This is a genomic window from Pseudomonas sp. PDM17, assembly GCF_014851985.1.
Taxonomy (GTDB): domain Bacteria; phylum Pseudomonadota; class Gammaproteobacteria; order Pseudomonadales; family Pseudomonadaceae; genus Pseudomonas.
In genome coordinates, this window is the sequence record NZ_JACVAT010000003.1 from 401,667 (window position 1) to 417,497 (window position 15,831).

At 65.3% G+C, this 15,831-nt stretch carries 15 protein-coding genes; all 15 read right to left on the reverse strand.

Annotation, left to right across the window (positions count from 1 at the left end; translation table 11 throughout):
* Positions 1–8: 8 nt before the first annotated feature.
* From IB256_RS12080 to waaF, 15 genes are read right to left on the reverse strand one after another with little or no spacing between them, the layout of a single operon-like run.
* A complete protein-coding gene (locus IB256_RS12080; protein WP_285887164.1) occupies positions 9–875 on the reverse strand; it encodes a glycosyltransferase family 2 protein in 867 nt (288 codons plus the stop codon).
* 35 nt (positions 876–910) lie between these two features.
* Positions 911–1,867 (reverse strand): glycosyltransferase, encoded by a 957-nt coding sequence (locus tag IB256_RS12085; protein WP_192402703.1) that lies wholly within the window; start codon positions 1,865–1,867, stop codon positions 911–913.
* Positions 1,864–2,766, reverse strand: a complete 903-nt coding sequence (locus tag IB256_RS12090; RefSeq protein WP_225601727.1) for a lipopolysaccharide core biosynthesis protein — start codon at positions 2,764–2,766, stop codon at positions 1,864–1,866. The genes IB256_RS12085 and IB256_RS12090 overlap by 4 nt, the downstream gene beginning before the upstream one ends.
* A complete protein-coding gene (locus tag IB256_RS12095; protein ID WP_192293063.1) occupies positions 2,763–3,434 on the reverse strand; it encodes an HAD family hydrolase in 672 nt (223 codons plus the stop codon). The genes IB256_RS12090 and IB256_RS12095 overlap by 4 nt, the downstream gene beginning before the upstream one ends.
* Positions 3,434–4,177, reverse strand: a complete 744-nt coding sequence (locus tag IB256_RS12100) for a 3-deoxy-manno-octulosonate cytidylyltransferase (RefSeq protein WP_192402705.1) — start codon at positions 4,175–4,177, stop codon at positions 3,434–3,436. The genes IB256_RS12095 and IB256_RS12100 overlap by 1 nt, the downstream gene beginning before the upstream one ends.
* A 7-nt stretch (positions 4,178–4,184) precedes the next feature.
* A complete protein-coding gene (locus tag IB256_RS12105; protein WP_192293067.1) occupies positions 4,185–5,783 on the reverse strand; it encodes an aldolase catalytic domain-containing protein in 1,599 nt (532 codons plus the stop codon).
* Between the two features lie 33 nt (positions 5,784–5,816).
* The gene (locus tag IB256_RS12110; RefSeq protein WP_192293069.1) at positions 5,817–6,947 is read right to left on the reverse strand and encodes a glycosyltransferase; all 1,131 of its coding nucleotides are present in this window, start codon (positions 6,945–6,947) and stop codon (positions 5,817–5,819) included.
* Positions 6,931–8,688, reverse strand: coding sequence for a carbamoyltransferase (locus tag IB256_RS12115; protein ID WP_138213989.1), 1,758 nt, complete (start codon positions 8,686–8,688; stop codon positions 6,931–6,933). The genes IB256_RS12110 and IB256_RS12115 overlap by 17 nt, the downstream gene beginning before the upstream one ends.
* 5 nt (positions 8,689–8,693) lie before the next feature.
* Positions 8,694–10,181, reverse strand: a complete 1,488-nt coding sequence (locus tag IB256_RS12120; RefSeq protein WP_192402707.1) for a lipopolysaccharide kinase InaA family protein — start codon at positions 10,179–10,181, stop codon at positions 8,694–8,696.
* Complete coding sequence (locus IB256_RS12125; protein WP_138213983.1) at positions 10,178–10,933, reverse strand: lipopolysaccharide kinase InaA family protein; 756 nt, start codon at positions 10,931–10,933, stop codon at positions 10,178–10,180. The genes IB256_RS12120 and IB256_RS12125 overlap by 4 nt, the downstream gene beginning before the upstream one ends.
* Positions 10,930–11,664, reverse strand: coding sequence for a lipopolysaccharide kinase InaA family protein (locus tag IB256_RS12130; RefSeq protein WP_138213982.1), 735 nt, complete (start codon positions 11,662–11,664; stop codon positions 10,930–10,932). Before IB256_RS12130 ends, IB256_RS12125 begins: the two co-directional genes overlap by 4 nt.
* Complete coding sequence (gene rfaP / locus IB256_RS12135) at positions 11,664–12,470, reverse strand: lipopolysaccharide core heptose(I) kinase RfaP (RefSeq protein ID WP_138213981.1); 807 nt, start codon at positions 12,468–12,470, stop codon at positions 11,664–11,666. The genes IB256_RS12130 and rfaP overlap by 1 nt, the downstream gene beginning before the upstream one ends.
* Positions 12,467–13,588, reverse strand: coding sequence for a glycosyltransferase family 4 protein (locus IB256_RS12140; protein WP_192293075.1), 1,122 nt, complete (start codon positions 13,586–13,588; stop codon positions 12,467–12,469). Before IB256_RS12140 ends, rfaP begins: the two co-directional genes overlap by 4 nt.
* Entirely contained in the window at positions 13,585–14,658 is a 1,074-nt protein-coding gene (gene waaC, locus IB256_RS12145) for a lipopolysaccharide heptosyltransferase I (protein WP_192293084.1), read from the reverse strand. Before waaC ends, IB256_RS12140 begins: the two co-directional genes overlap by 4 nt.
* The gene (gene waaF, locus IB256_RS12150; RefSeq protein WP_192293086.1) at positions 14,655–15,698 is read right to left on the reverse strand and encodes a lipopolysaccharide heptosyltransferase II; all 1,044 of its coding nucleotides are present in this window, start codon (positions 15,696–15,698) and stop codon (positions 14,655–14,657) included. Before waaF ends, waaC begins: the two co-directional genes overlap by 4 nt.
* Between the last annotated feature and the right edge of the window lie 133 nt (positions 15,699–15,831).

Genomic DNA, 15,831 nt, shown 5'->3' on the forward strand with positions numbered 1-15,831 from the left:
CAAACTTCTTATTCCCGCCCGAACTTGAACAGCAAATGGCGAATCCGCCGCAGGGTGATGCGATTCCAGCGCCAAGGCGGAAGCTGCAGCAGCAGCGACCAGGCGTATGCTTTGTCAGCGACCACGGACTGCTTGAGCGCCTTGTTGAGGATACAGGTCATGCCAGGGCCATACGCCGGGTGGTCGCGGTAGGGAGCGACCGCCATCCGATCATAATGCAACTGGTTCTTGTATGCCGTTCGCGACAGATTGCCTTCATGGCGGCGATAGCCGCTGACCACCTCCGGCAGGACTTCGACCCGATAGCCCAGATGCGCGATCTTCAGGCTCATCTGGAAGTCCTGGATACGGATCTGCGGATCGTAGCCGCCAACCCGGTCCATGGCCTCGCGCCGGTACATGGCCACGGTCGCACCAATGGCGATCGCCTGCCCCAGCAATTCGTCGAAGCTGTACTGGCGCACGGCGTTGCCCGGGCCGCCCTTCAGGTGCTTGCCCTCGGCATCGATGTAGACTGCACGCCCCCCCAGGCAACCGACCTCAGGGTGCTCGCGCAGATAGTTCGCCTGCAGGCTCAGGCGCCCCGGCATCATGATGTCGTCGGAGTCCGGTGTTGCCACCAGCTCGCCCCGCGCATGGCTCAGCGCCGTGTTGAGCGCGGCACTGACACCCTGGTTGGCCTGGCGGTAGAACTGGAAGCCATGTTCCTGCTGCAGCGCCTGAATGATCTCGGCACTGTGATCGCTGGATCCGTCATCCACGACGATCAGCTCGAAGTTGGGATAGTCCTGCCCAAGAATGCTTAGCAGTGTCTCTTCGATATAACGCTCGCGGTTGTAGCAAGGCACCAGCACGGAAATCAGCGGGTATTCCACAGACACCTCAATAACCGGCAGATAGTGGCCACAGGTCAGAACCCCAGAGCCAGTCGCCAGCGCTCCAGCATACCGGGCTGCGGTCTTTCCCGCAGCGGGACAGCCATGGCCTGGACAATCCGTGCCCCAATCTGGCTGAACCCGAAACCCTCCATTGCCAGCATCCGTCCGGCCTCGGCAATGCGGCTCGCGAGCTGCGGGTCTTCGCGCAGCAACTGCAACTTGCTGCGCAGCTGGGGGACGTCGCGGTACAGCACCACGTTGTGCATGTCCTGCAGGCCCAGCGCGTGGTTCTCCGCTTCACCCTGGTCATAGGCCAGCAGCACGCAGCCGCAAGCCATGGCCTCGAAATTCTTGATCATGTACTCGCCCATGCCGACATCCGCGCTGACAAAGAAGCGGATGCGGTTGAGCGTGTTCAGGTAGTCCTCACCCGAGTTGGTCTTGGTCACCAGCAGGTTTTCCACCTGCGCAAGCTCGTCCAGCAGCGCCTTGCGGCCGCTGTAGGCGACGCTGCCGGTACTGCCGACGAAGGCCAGCTCGATGTCCCGCTCCCTGCCCAGGTCGTGCAGCAGGTTCTGATCGTAGCCCTTGGGCACGAAGACCGCATCGAAACCTTCCTGGCGCAGACGCTCGCTGACCACGAAGCCCGAGCTGATCACCCGCACCCAGGGCAGCCGGCGGTAGTGCGCACTGAACTTCCCGGTGTACTTGCAGGGGATGTAGTTCTGGTAGGCGTCGTGTTCGAGAATGACCAGGTTGGGCACGCTGCGGATGAAGGCTGCCTGGCGCATTTCCTTCTTGAAGCGCAGGAAAAACAGGATGCGATCGTACTTCGAGACATCCACGTGCTCACGGAAGTAACGGCGCAGGTTGGCCTGCTCGTCACTGGACAGCCAGCGCAGGTCACACTCGCAATGCTCAGCGATTCCGTCGTACAGGCGATCGAGGATGGCGCGTTGTTCTTTCTGGACCAGGAACAGAACCTTCATACCGACTTGCCCACCTCGGGAGCCAATGGTTGTGAGACCGCCGAACCGATCAGGTCATCGACCTGCTCGAGGCTGACCTTGGGAATCATCTCGGCAGGCAGCCGGCTGTCGCGGGAAAGATTGAACACCTGAAACCCCGGGTCGATAACCCGCCGCGCCAGGATGTCGAAGTGCGGCAGAATATGATCGCCGAAGTCGCCGTCCAGACGGCTTTTCACCTGGGCGCCGGCAGGGTCGTAGAACTGGCCGAGCGCCGAATTCATGTCGACCCCGACCAGGAACACTTTGTCGAAGCCGAGGAAATACGCGAGCTGCACCGCAGCGTACGCGATGGTGCGGGCATTGAAGTACCCACGCGCGTAGTTGCGGCTGAAACCGATGCGATTGGCGGTCTGGCTGAGCAGCGACCAGCGCATGACGAAGTCCGGGTCGCGACGGGCGGACCAGGCAAAGGAACGGTCGGAACGCCGCCGCACACCGATCCAGCGGTTGACCCGCTCCATCAGCAGCAGGCTGTCCGCTTCCAGCGATTGCGGTTCTTTCTCGTACAGCCGCTGCATCGACTCCAGATTCAGCGCAGACCAGCGCGCCAGGCGAATGCCACTGGCCAGCGCCGCGCTTTTCTTTTCCGCGACACCCGCGTCATCGCAAAGATAGAACAGCGGACGCAGGCCCGCCGCCTCGAAACAGGCGATGGAGCCGTTCATGGCGATCATCGGCACGCTGTCGTAGCGCTGCATCGGAAACTCGGCCACCGAAGGCCCGGAGGCGATGATGAACACCGGGCCGCTACAACTGTTGCGCAGCGGCTCCCAGGCAGACAGCGGCCGATACTGCCCGTCCGGCAGACGCAGGCCGCGCTCGCCGGAGCTTGTGACTTCCAGGGCCACGGCGGTCATCGTGCGCTTTCAGCCTCGAGCAAGGCCTGGATGTCACTGCACTGGACAACCGGTTTTCCGGCGAAATAGCCAGGTGCCCCGTGAAACTCGCTCCAGCGCTGGAGGAACACGAAGTCCAGCCCTGCGCCTTGCGCGCACTGGTGATCGAAGCGGCTGTCGCCCAGGAACAGTGCGGGACCCAGCAGATTGCCCGAGGCCTGTTCGCGGGCCAGGATGATGTCCTTCGGCGTCGGGCTGCCAAAGATTCCACCATCGAAGAGCACGTCCAGTCCTCGCATGGCGAACACCTCGCGCAGTTCGGCTTCATCGCCGCCGGAGACGATCATCCAGCGGCTCTGCGGTAACAGCTTGCGCAGACGCAACAGACCGGGAGCGACCGCGCACGCCAGCAGTCCTTTACGCACGGCACCGGCGTACTGCTCGAGCAGCACCGGCAAGTGCTCCTGCACGTCATCCACCCGGACGATCTGCTGCAGCAAATACTCGAACTTGCGATAACGGGATATCCCGCCATTGGCCTGGTGATAGTCGACGAATGCCTGCGCGGCGGCCGCGCCGAACGGCAGGGCAACCTGATGGAAGGCCTGGGTCTTCACTGCATTGGAGTCGAGAACGACACCATCGCAATCGAACGCCAGACAACGGTAGTCGGCGAGCGGGCGCAGCATCAGAGGTTCCGCGCCCGGATGGCCGCCTCGGCCGCATCGACATCTTCGGGGTTGTCCACGGCGATCGAATCCTGGGAGAGCTCCAGCATCCGCACCTCCCAGCCGAGTTCGAGGAAACGCAGGATCTCGATATCCTCAAGGCTCTCCAGCGGCGTCTTGCTGTCGCAGGCAGCGAAGGCCGCCAAGGACTCGCGGGGGAAGGCGTACAGGCAGACCTGGCGCCAGCCACGGACGAACTCGTTGCTCTTGGTGCCCGGAATGGTCGCGCGCGACATGTACAGCAGACGGCCGTCCGGGCGCAGGACGACCTTGGGCGTGCTGGTGCTGCGGAACTGCGCCTCTTCCTCGATGGCGCAGTAACCATTGAGCACTTCGCCGGGCCACTGGCCGCAGGCCTCGATCATCCGGCGCAGGTCGTCGGGGTTGAAGACCGGCTCGTCGCCCTGGACATTGATGAAGACCTCGGCATCGAGTTGCTGCGCGCACTCCGCCAGGCGATCGGTACCGGTCAGGCACTGCGAGGAGGTCATCAGCACGGAGATGCCGTGCTGTTCGCACACCTCACGAATGCGGTCGTCATCGGTTGCCACATGAATACGCTCGGCCGGACAGGCCTTCAGGCACTGCCTGTAGGTCCTCACGATCATGGGCACGCCGTTGAGCTGCACCAGCGGCTTGCCGGGCAAGCGGCTGGATTGATAACGGGCAGGGATGATGACGGCGTAATCGGGCGTAGCGACCATGGGCAACTCAGAGTGCGTAAATGGAAGAACAGGGTACCTGATAGCGGGTCGGTGTCACGGCCAGCAGCTCCGGCGCGCAGGCGTGTGCCTGATAGAGCTCCAGCACGTCGTTGACCTCGGCATTGCGCGGGTCTTCTCCCGGGTAGCCGTCGAAGCCCGCCAGCAGTACCCGCTGTGCCTTGCCGCTGGCGGCCACAGCCAGTGCATAGGCGGCGACCAGGGACGTCGGCAATGTACAGTGCCTCAGATGGAATCCAAAGCCCTGCTTGTCGATGGAGAGACCGAAGTCCAGTAATGCCTTGCCGTCGAGAGAATCGCGCACGTCCTCAGGCAACATGCCAGCCGGCGTGATCAACGGCTGCGGCAACCGCAGGTGCTCGGCGCCGTCGGCCATCAGGCGCAGCGGATGGCAGGCCGCACGCAGGTCGATCAGGTCCGGGGCAATGTCGGTCTGCGTATTCAGCGCAAGGACCACCGGACGGGCCTTGCGAATGTACTGCTCGATGGCCTCGCGGTGCCGTGCCACACCGTCACCGCTGCCCAGCAGCAGCACTTCCCGCCCCGCGAGCTGCTCCTGCGGCGCCCACTCACCATGGGGCTCACCGAGGTAGAAGTGGCGCGAGGCCTCCAGCGTGTCCGGGTTGTATTTCTTGCCGCCATTGGAGCGCAATGCCTGGATCGCCACCAACAGGTCGGCATTCCCATAGCGAGAGTCGGCAAGCATCTCCTGAACGTAAGTCGGGTGGATGCCGTGCAAACCGGTCAGGTAGTAGTAGGGATTGGTTCCCCAGCCATAGCGCTGCTGCATGGGCTGGAAGCGCTGCGCGACCAGTTGCAGCAACGGTGAAAGATTCCCGCTGCCCCTCTGCAGCGCCAGATATTCGATGCGTGCATTACCCGGTCCGCGCCCCATACCCAGTACCGTCCCGTCCACCCAGGTGGCGCCGGCATCGATAGCTTCCAGCGTGTTGGCGTGAGCCAGGGCGCGATTGTCGTGGGCATGGATGCCCAGAGGCCCCTTCCAGCCCTGGCGCAGCAGTCCGACGATCCGGCGAACGTCCGCCGGCGCCAGGCTGCCCATGCTGTCGGCGAAATACAGGACATCCAGCCCGAACGCCTGCGCCGCCTCCGCCAGTCGGACGATGGTTTCGTCCGCCTGCTCGGCGATCTGCATCAGGTTGATCCCGACCTTGTAGCCCTGCTGCATCAGCCACTGGCACGCAGGGAGCACGGCCTCGAACTCATGGGCGTGGCTGGCAATGCGCACCAGACCGACCGGAGAATGTTCCGCTGGGGCAAACAGCAGCCCGGCAGCAGCCCGCGCGCCATCGGTGTGCTGGACCAGCTCACTGGCGTTGACCATGACGCCGTAACAGATGCTGTCCACCAGCGGAAGGCTGCTCAGGAACGCATCTCGGCTGTAGGCGTAGCCGCCACGAAAGCCGTGGCGCGCAAAGCTGCGCAGCCCCAGCTCGACATAATCGATGCCGGCTGCAGCCATGGCCTGCAGATAGTCACGGACCAGTTCGGGATCGAAATCCCAATTGTTGTAGTAGCCGCCGTCGCGCAGCGTGCAATCCAACAGGAGTGTCTTGGAGTCACTCACGTGTTCGTCCCTCGAGCGTGATGTGGAGACGAGTCAGCGCCCGCCGGTGATAGCCTTGACCAGCGGCAGACTCCAGAATTCCCGGCGCACCGCCTCATCGCAGAAGCGCGCCTGCAAACGCTGCTCCATCTGCTGCGCACACATCACCCGCTGCTCACGATCGAGCACCGACAGGTGGCGAAGCCCCTCGGCCAGCGCGGCCTCATCGCCCAACGGGAAGAGGATGCCCAGCCCCTCGACGATTTCCCCGGCGCCGCCGCCGGAGGTCGAGATCAGCGGCACTCCCGCGACCATGGCTTCCAGCAGGACCATGCCGAAAGGCTCGTGGTCGGAGGTCAGGGCAAATACATCGAAGGCCTTGAAGTAGCGCCTGGCGTCCGGAACCTGACCAAGGAACAGCACGCGGTCGGCGATACCCAGCTCGCGCGCGAGGTCCTTTAGGTCCTCTTCCAGTCTCCCCTTGCCGAGGATCGCCAGCAGGCTGTTGTGCGGCAGACGCGGCAGAGCGCGGGCGAAGCCACGCAGCAGGGTGGCCTGGTCCTTGTCCGGATGCAGGCGACCGACGTTGCCGACCACCCATGCGTTGTCCGCCAGCCCCAGGTGCTGGCGGGCCGGATAGCGCTCGACCTGCTGGTCCCTGAGGGCGTCGACGTCGACCCGGTTGTACAGCGTCTCGATGCGATCCTGCGGCCAGGCCGGCAGGCAGGCACGGATTTCGTCGCGCACCGCGTTGGAAACGCCCAGCAGGCTCAGGCGTTCGGCGAAGAAGCGCGCGAACAGCTTGCGCCCCAGGCGCTGGAAGTCACCGAAGCCATGGTGCACACCGATGATCGGCAGCCTGGTGCCGAGCATGGCGATCCAGGTCGGCTTGAAACGGTGCGCGATGCAGAAGCGGAAATCGCGGGAACGGGCGATCTCGCGCAGGTCGCGGATTGCCTTGAGCTTCAGCCCGCGGATGTCCCGCGAGCTGTAGTCGAGGAAAAGCACCTCGTCGCTGGCGCAACCGGCCACGACTTCCGGATCAGGCGCACCGGTGAGGAACACCGTGGTAACCCGGTAGCCGGTGCCGGCGAACAGGCTGGCGTACTGACGGGCACAGTCGAGGAACGGCCCGTCATAGCCGTGGCAGAACTGCAGGACGCGCGGTTCAGCCGAGCGAGTCATAGGGCTCCGCGCCATCCTTGACCACCAGGATGTCCTGCATGATCAGGTACTGCAGGTCCGAGCCGTAGAACATGTTCAGGGCATCGGTCGGCGAGCACACCATCGGCTCGCCACGGCGGTTCAGCGAGGTGTTGAGCGCCACGCCGTTGCCGGTGAGCCGCTCCAGCTCCTTCATCATGTCGTAGTAGCGCGGGTTGAATTCGCGCTTGAGCACCTGGGCGCGGGAGGTACCGTCTTCATGGACGACTTCCGGCACGCGGGTCTTCCACTCCTCGTTGACCTCGAAGGTGAAAGTCATGAACGGCGCCGGATGGTCGATCTTGAACATCTGCGGGCCGACGGTATCGAGCATCGACGGGCAGAAGGGCCTCCAGCGCTCGCGGAACTTGATCTGCGCGTTGATGCGGTCAGCCACGCCGGGAACGCTCGGGCAGCCGATGATCGAGCGGCCGCCAAGGGCGCGCGGGCCGAACTCCAGGCGACCCTGGAACCAGGCCACCGGGTTGCCGTCCACCAGCACCTTGGCGATCAGCTCGGACAGGTTGTCGATCTTGCGCCAGGTCGGCTTGGCCTCGTGGCGGGCGCAGGCGGCGATGACGTCTTCGTTGCTGTATTCCGGGCCGAGGTAGACGTGTTCCATCTTCTCGACCGGCACACCACGTTCCCAGGACACGTACGCGGCGGCGCCAACAGCGGTGCCGGCATCGCTGGCCGCGGGCTGCACGTACAGCTCCTTGACCTCGGGACGGGCGATGATTTTCTGGTTGAGCTTGACGTTCAGCGCGCAACCACCGGCGAAGGCGATCTTGCCGGTCTCGCGGATGATGTCGCCCAGGTAGTAGTCCATCATCTCCAGCGACAGCTTCTCGAACAGGGCCTGGATGCTGGCGGCGTAGTGGATATACGGATCGTCGGCGATGTCGCCTTCACGTTTCGGGCCGAGCCACTCGATCAGCTTGGGCGAGAAGTAGTAACCCTTGCCCTTTTCCTTGTAGCGACGGAAACCGATGACGTTGGCGTACTCGGTATTGATGATCAGCTCGCCGTTCTCGAATTTGGCCAGGCGGGAGAAATCATACTTGCTGGCATCGCCGTAAGGCGCCATGCCCATGACCTTGAACTCGCCGTCGAGCATGTCGAAACCGAGGTACTCGGTCAGCGCTCCGTACAGGCCGCCCAGGGAGTCCGGATCGTAGAACTCCTTGATCTTGTGGATCTTGCCGTTCTCACCGTAGCCGAAGAAGGTGGTGGCGTACTCGCCCTTGCCGTCGATCCCGAGGATCGCCGTCTTCTCCTTGAAGCCCGAGCAGTGGTAGGCGCTGGAGGCGTGGGCCAGGTGGTGCTCGACCGGCTGGATCTTGGTCTTCTTCAGGTCGAAGCCCAACTGCTGCAGGCACCACTCGATGCGCTTGTAGTAGCGCTTGTAGCGGCGGTTGCCGAGCAGGATGGCGTCCAGCGCGCGGTCCGGTGCGTAGGCGTAGCGCTTGGCGTAGTGCCAGCGGGCCTTGTCGAAGATGCTGATGGGGGCAAAGGGAATGGCCACCACGTCAACGTCCGACGGTTTGATCCCGGCCTGCTCCAGGCAGAACTTGGCCGACTCGTAGGGCATGCGGTTCTTCGCGTGCTTGTCGCGGACGAAGCGCTCTTCTTCGACGGCCGCGACCAGCTTGCCGTCGATGTACAGGGCGGCGGACGGGTCATGGCTTACGGCGCCGGACAGGCCGAGGATGGTCAATGCCACAGGGTCTAGCCTCTTTCATCTGGGCGGGTGCCAGGCACCCGCGGTAAACGTTCGTCGAGCAGCCGGTGCAGTGCGCTGCCCTCTGGCCAGTTGCGCAGGAAGCGCGCACGGTCACGGGCATAGGCGCGGGCGAAGCTCGCTTCTCGCGAGTGGCGCTGCATGGCATCCAGGTCGATCAACGACCACTGCCCGCCTTCGCCCTGCTCCTGCCAGAACAGGTTGTGCCCTTTCAGGTCGCCGTGGCTGATGCGCTCGCGCACCAGCGCCGCGAACAGTCTGTCCAGGGCCCCAAGATCCGATTCCGGCGGCAGGCCGCCCCCCTCCGGATGGTCCAGGTAGGGTTTGAAACGGGCGATTATATCCTGACCCGCCAGGTAATCGGTAATCAGGAAGGCCGGGCCGCGCAGCCACAGCCAGCGCCGCTCGATCACCGCCAGCGGCTTGGGCGTGGCGATGCCGAGGAAGTCCAGGCGGTTGCCCTCGCGCCAGGAGGCCCAGGCGCGACTGGGGCGCCAGAAACGTTTGAACCAGTGCAGCAGGTTCTTGATGTTGTAGCGCTTGACCACCAGAGGCCGGCCATTCAGCTCCACGCGGGCGACAGTCGCGGCACCGCCGGTCTTGTAGACGTGTCCGCGCTGTATGTAGGCGTCCGGATCGGCCAGCAGTGGCTGCAGGCCCTCCTCTTCCTCGCGGCGTACCGCGCGCAGGCCAAAGGGCCCCTTGAACACGCTGAACAGGCTGCAGTCGCGGGCGATCTTCTTCATCAGGTCGCCGACCCGCCAGCGTCGAACCCTGGCGATTTCCTTCTGCAGGGCCTCCAGCGGCAGTGCGTGCTCGCCGTTGGCCAGCAGGTAGTGGATCAGCAGCTCTTCCAGATACGGATCGAGGCTCGCTGGCAACTGGGCGAAGAACACCCCGAGGTTTTCCAGCACGTGCTTGCGCGATAGCGGCTGGCCGGCGGTTTCCGCACGGATGCCGGCGCCGTCGATCAGGTACAGCTGGCCGGCGTGGCGCAGCAGGTTGTCCAGGTGCAGGTCTTCCTGCCACAGGCCCCTGGCATGCATCTGGGCGATGGCAGTCAGCGCCTCGGCGATGACGGCGGTCTGGCCATCGGACAGCAGCGGCTCGCCCTCCACGGCACGCCAGGCGTCCCAGAGGCTCTCGGCGTTATCGAGGAATTCGAAGAGCAGCCAGCCGCCCTCGCCGTCCCTCAGACCGTCGGCCAGCAGCTGCGGCGTGGTCAGGCCCTGTTCGGCGAGCAGTCGCACACCGTCGCGTTCGCGCTGGAACTGCTTCGCCGCACGGCCGCCAACCAGCAGCTTGGCCAGCACCGGGCGGCCGCGCCAATTGGCCGCACCGACGTAGCGCTGGCCGGGCAGAACGCGCAGCAGGCTGTCCAGGCGCAGCTCGGCCGGGCCGGCGCCGTCTTCCAGCTCGATGCGCAGGGGCAGCGCCGGAGCGCGGCCGGCATCGCGCAGGGCAGACAGCCTCATGCGCGGTTTTCCTTCTTCTTGCGGCGCGCGCCCAGGCGGCGGTACCAGTCGTCAACCTCCGGGCCGCCGGAAGCGGTGCCCAGGTAGGCCGCCAGCAAATTGCGCACGTCGGTTTCGTTCCAGTCCGGCGCGCGGCGCAGCAGAGGCTCGAGGTCGCGCACGCGGTCGCGCTGGCCGAACCACAGCGGACGGGTCTTTTCCAGATCAATCAGGGTCGCCTCGAAGGCGTCGTCGGTTTCGCGCAGGAAGATGTGCTTGGGATAGAAGCAGCCATGCATCTGCCCGGCCTCGTGAAGGCGACGGGCGAGCATGCCGCAGGCGCGCAGGATGGCCTGGCGACGCTCGGCGGGCAGGTTCGACCAGCCTTGCAGGAGGTTATCGAGGTCACGCCAACCGTCCAGAGCGCGGGTCATCAGGATCGCCCGGCGCTCGCCGCCGACCTGCCGTGCGCCGAAGAAGGCCGCCTGCATCGACGGAATACCGAGCTGGTGATAGCGCTGGATGTTGCGGAACTCGCGGCTGAAAGTCGGCTCGCCGAGTGGACGCTTCAGGCTGCGGGTCAGGTGATTGCTCTGGCGCTTGAGGTAGTAGGCGGTGCCGTCCAGCTCCAGGCGGTACACGCTGCTCCAGCCGCCGCGCTCGGTGTTGGGCTCGTCCACGGCTTCCAGCTGCAGGGCCCAGAGGGCGTCGAAATCGGCCAGGGCGTTGTTTTCCAGCAGGGCCTGGTCGCCCTCGGCAATGAAATCCTTCACTCGCGTCCCTCGAAGAAATGGACGATCTGCCGGACACGCTTCTTGTCCGACGCGTTCAGTCGCTCGCGGCGACGGTACAGCAGGTAGAACTGCAGGCGCTGCGTGTAGGAGAGATGGTACTTGGCGACCTTGTCGAGGGTGGCCAGGTCCTTGGTGATGCGGTAGCGCAGCATGAAGCTGACCCAGAAATCACCGATCGGGCAGTCGATGAAGTACACCGTGCCCTCCCCGTCCACCAGGATGTTGCGCCACTTCAGGTCGTTATGGGTGAAGTGGTGGTCATGCATGGTCCGGGTGTAGCCAGCCAGCTGGCGCATGACGTGCGCGACCCAGGCGCGATCCTTCAGACGCGGATCGTCCTGCTTGGCCAGGGCATGCAGGTCCTCGGTGCCGACCAGCTCGCGGGTGATGATCGCGCCACGGGAGAAGCCGCCGTTGACGCGCTCCAGGCCGTAGGCCACCACCTTAGCGGTCGGTATGCCCCACTTGGCGAACTGCTTGAGGTTCTGCCACTCGGCCTTCACTCGCGGGCGCGGCAGGTAGCGGCGAAAGCCCTTGCCCGGCTTGCGGTAGCGCTTGACGTAATAGCGCACGCCGTCGCGTTCGATGCGCACGACGTCAGACATCGCATCCTTGGTGATGCGCTCACCTTCGAGGGCGAACACGGCATCCAGGCTGCCGAAATCGGCGGCGAGATGCTGGTAGTCGGCTTCGAGTACCCAGCCGGCCATCAGAGCAGGTCTCCGTATCGTTGTTTGCGGTCGTAGAGTTTGGCCGCCTTGCGCTCCATCCACGCCAGCAGCGCGGCTTCCTCGCGAAGGATGTCACGCAGCGGACGCAGGAAGTAACCGCGCAGGAAGCGCAATTTGTCACGGCGCGTAAGGCCGATGTCCAGCGCGGAGAAGTAAAGCGCCGCCAGGTCCTTGTCGCGCCAGCGGCGCGGGGTGGCGGCGCGGGTCTGGGCGCGGTGCAGGTCGATCACCGACAGGCGCAGGTCATCGGCGCTGATCGGGCGGTCGGTATGCAGCAGGAAATGGCAGATGTAGCAGTCGCGATGATTGACCCCGGCGCGATGCATGGTGCCGACCATCTTCGCCACTTCGGCGATCAGCGCGCGCTTCAGGCGCGGCTCGGGCGGTGTCTGCAGCCAGTCCAGCGAGAGGACTTCGAGGTCGGTGGTGGGCGCCAGCTCTTCGGTGACGATGAAGGAGTGCTGCGCGGCCGGATTGCCGCCGCGCTCGCCGTAGGCCACCGCGGTCATGGTCGCCACGCCGGCCTGGTGCAGGCGCTCGAGGGCTCGCTGCTCCTGGCCCGCACCGAGCACGGGAAGCTTGGCACTGAACAGGTTCTTGACGATCTCGCCCCAGCCGATGCCGCGGTGGATCTTCACGAAATAGCCGCGACCTTCAACTTCGGTGCGCAGCGTGCGACGGCCTTCCAGCTCGCGGTAGACCTTGCCCTGCAGGCGCTCGACTTCGGCGAACGGATCCTTTCCGGCCCACAGGCGTTTGAATGGCTCGTGCAGTTCGAGCTTCATGCGCGCTCCCGCAGGATCAGGTCGGCGGCGTGCTGCGGCATGCTGTAGAGATCGGCGCTGTCGGCGAAGACCAGGCCGTTGCGCCCCCACTCCGCCCGCGCTGCATCGTCCTCCAGCATCTGCTGCAGCATCGTGTTCAAACGGTCCTGCTCGAACGGCGACGGCACCACACGGCCGGCTTTCGCCTCGTCGATGTAGTGCGCATAGCCGCAGACGTCGGTGACCAGCACCGGCAGCCCCGCAACCAGCGCCTCCAGCAGCACGGTGCCGGTGTTCTCGTTGTACGCCGGATGGATCAGCAGATCGGCACCGAGCAGGAAGCGCGGAATGTCGCTGCGCCCCTTGAGAATCTGCACATTGTCCGACAGGCCCAGCGCCTTCACCTGCAGCAGGAATGGTTTGGGATCGTCCTGGCCGATGGCGATCAGGCGGGTGCGCTTGCGCAGCGAGCGCGGCAGCGCGGCCAGCGCCTTGAGGCTGCGGTCCAGGCCCTTGGTCTTGAAGCCGGAGCCGATCTGCACCAGCAGCAGGTCATCGTCGCCCAGCTTGAACTCGCGGCGGAATTCCGCGCGGATTTCCCCGGCATTGGCCGGTGCGCGGCGGTCCTGGGCGATGCCCGGCGGCAGCAGGTGGAAGCGTGCCTCGGGGGTGCGGTAATGCTTGATGAACAGCGGCTGCTGGACTTCGGAGATCATCAGGATCTCGGTCTTCGACTCCGGCGCGAACACCGCTCGCTCGTAGTCGGCGAAGTGCTTGTAGCGGCCCCAGCGGCGGTAGAAGGAATTGCGCAGAGTCTGCGCCTTATCCTCGAAGCAGCCGTCGGCGGCGTAGTAGACATCCAGGCCGGGCATCTTGTTGAAGCCGATCACCCGGTCAACCGGCGAGCGCGCGAGGTCCGCGGCCAGCCAGGCACTGAATTTCTCGTTGCGGCGATGGTTGAACAGCGACTTCACCGGCGCCACGCGCACGTCGAAGCCCGGCGGCACTTCGCCTTCCCAGATTGGCGTGTAGACGCGGATCGAATGGCCGCGCTGCTGGCATTCCAGGGCGATGCGCATGAAATCGCGCTGCAGCCCGCCGAACGGGAAGTATTTGTAGAGAACGAAAGCCAGGGTCATCGAAGCGTCTCCGGGGCCAGCAGCAGTGCCTCCAGCTGGTTCGCCACGCGCTGGGGATTCAGGCGCGTGAAGCACAGAGGCTGTTCATGCCGCAGGTCGAACTGGCGCTTGTCTTCGGCCGTCGGCTGGTAGGTGCAGGTCTTCTGCAGGCAGGGCGCGCACGAAGGCCAGTCGGCGGCCAGGTGCACCTGCGAACGCCCGTAGGCGCCGGTCAGACCGGGGTTGGTCGGGCCGAACAGCGACAGCGTCGGCACGTCCAGGGCGGCGGCCAGGTGTCCGAGCCCGGTGTCGACCGCCACGCAGGCGGAAGCGCCGGCCAGGACCTTGGCCATGCCCGCGAGGCTTAACTTGGGGAGTACCGAGGCGTTTTCCAAGCCTTCGGCGAGCCGTTCGGCGCGTTGCCGCTCGGCGTCGCTGCCCCACGGCAGGCGGACTTGCCAGCCGCGCTCACCCATGCGCTGGGCCAGCTCGCGCCAGTAGACCTCGGGCCAGTGCTTGGTCACCCAGGTAGTGCCGTGCAGGAACACCAGGTAGGGCTCGGTCTCCACCGAATCCAGCAGGCGATTGCGGTCCAGGCCGTAGTCGCCGGTGCCGGTGGGCAGCGGGTAGTCCAGCGCCTGGGCGAACAACTGGCGCACGCGCTCGACGGCGTGCTGGCCCCAGGCGACCGAATAGGCACGGTTATAGAAGCGGCTGGCGGCCGGCTCGCGGGCCGACTCCTTGTCCAGCCCGGCGACCGGCGTGCGGCGGCGCGCGTAGCGGGTCAGCCAGGCGCTTTTCAGCAGGCCCTGGGCGTCGATCACCAGGTCGTAGTCGACTTCCTTCAGGCGGCGCTTGAAGCGACCCCATTCGCCACTCTTGAGCGTCTGCCAGAGGTTCTTGCGCCAGCGGCGGATCGCCACCGGGATCACCTGGGCCACGGCCGGATGCCAGGCGGGAATCTCGGCGAAGCCCTCTTCCACCACCCAGTCGAACTGGATGCCGGGAATGGCGCGGGCAGCGTCGGTCAACGCCGGCAGGGTGTGGATGACATCGCCCAGGGACGAGGTCTTGATCAGCAGGACCCTCATTCAGCGCTTTCCACATCCACCGGGTCGGCGACCAGTCGGTCCAGCGCTTCGATCACCGGGCGCGGCTTCAGCTCACGCAGGCAGTTGTAGTGGCCGAAGCGGCACACGCGATCGAAGCAGGGGCTGCATTCCAGGCCGAGGCGGACGATCTCCACGGCATCGGCCAGCGGCGGGGTGAACTGCGGCGACGTGGAGCCGTAGACCGCCACCAGCGGGCGGTTCAGCGCGGCGGCCACGTGCATCAGGCCGGAATCGTTGGTGACCACGGCGCCGGCGCAGGACATCAGGTCGATGGCCTCGGCCAGGGCGGTCTCGCCGGCCAGGTTCACCGACTCTTCGCGCAGGCCGGGAATCAGGCGCATGCGGATGTCTTCGCCGCCGGGATGGTCGTTCTTCGAGCCGAAGATCCACACCTGCCAGCCGGCGCGGATTTTCACCTCGGCGACCTTGGCGTAGTACTCGGCCGGCCAGCGCTTGGCCTCGCCGAACTCGGCACCGGGGCACAGCGCCAGTACCGGGCGGTCCAGGCTCAGGCCGAACTTGGCCAGCGCGGCCTCGCGGCTCTGCGGGTCGATGGACAGGCGCGGCTGTGGGTACGGCTGCGGCAGCTCGGCGCCCGCCTCATAGGCCAGGGCCATGAAGCGCTCAATCATTAGCGGATAGCGCGCTTTATCCAGTGCGCGGATGTCGTTGAGCAGGCCGTAGCGCATCTCGCCCTTCCAGCCAGTGCGCTTGGGGATACCGGCGAAATACGGCACCAGCGCCGACTTCAGCGAGTTGGGCAGGAGGATTGCCTGATCGTACTGACCCTTGAGGGTCTTGCCGATGCGCCGGCGCGAGGCGATGTCCAGCACACCGTGGCCGAGCGGGAAGCTCAGGGCCTGGCGCACTTCAGGCATGCGCTCGAGGATCGGCCGGCTCCAGTCGGGCGCCAGCACATCGATCACGCAGTCCGGATGCTGCCGCTTCAGACACTGGAAGAGCGTCTGCGCCATCACCATGTCGCCCACCCAGGAGGGGCCTACGATCAGAATTCTCATGCCTTTTCCGAAAACAAGCGGGGAGGCTCTCGCCTCCCCGTACTCCATTCATCCAGCCGCAAGGCGCGGGCCTCTACGGTCGGGTGCCGAGCAGCGAATGCCGGCAGTCTAGCCCAGCCACTCTTAGGGCCGG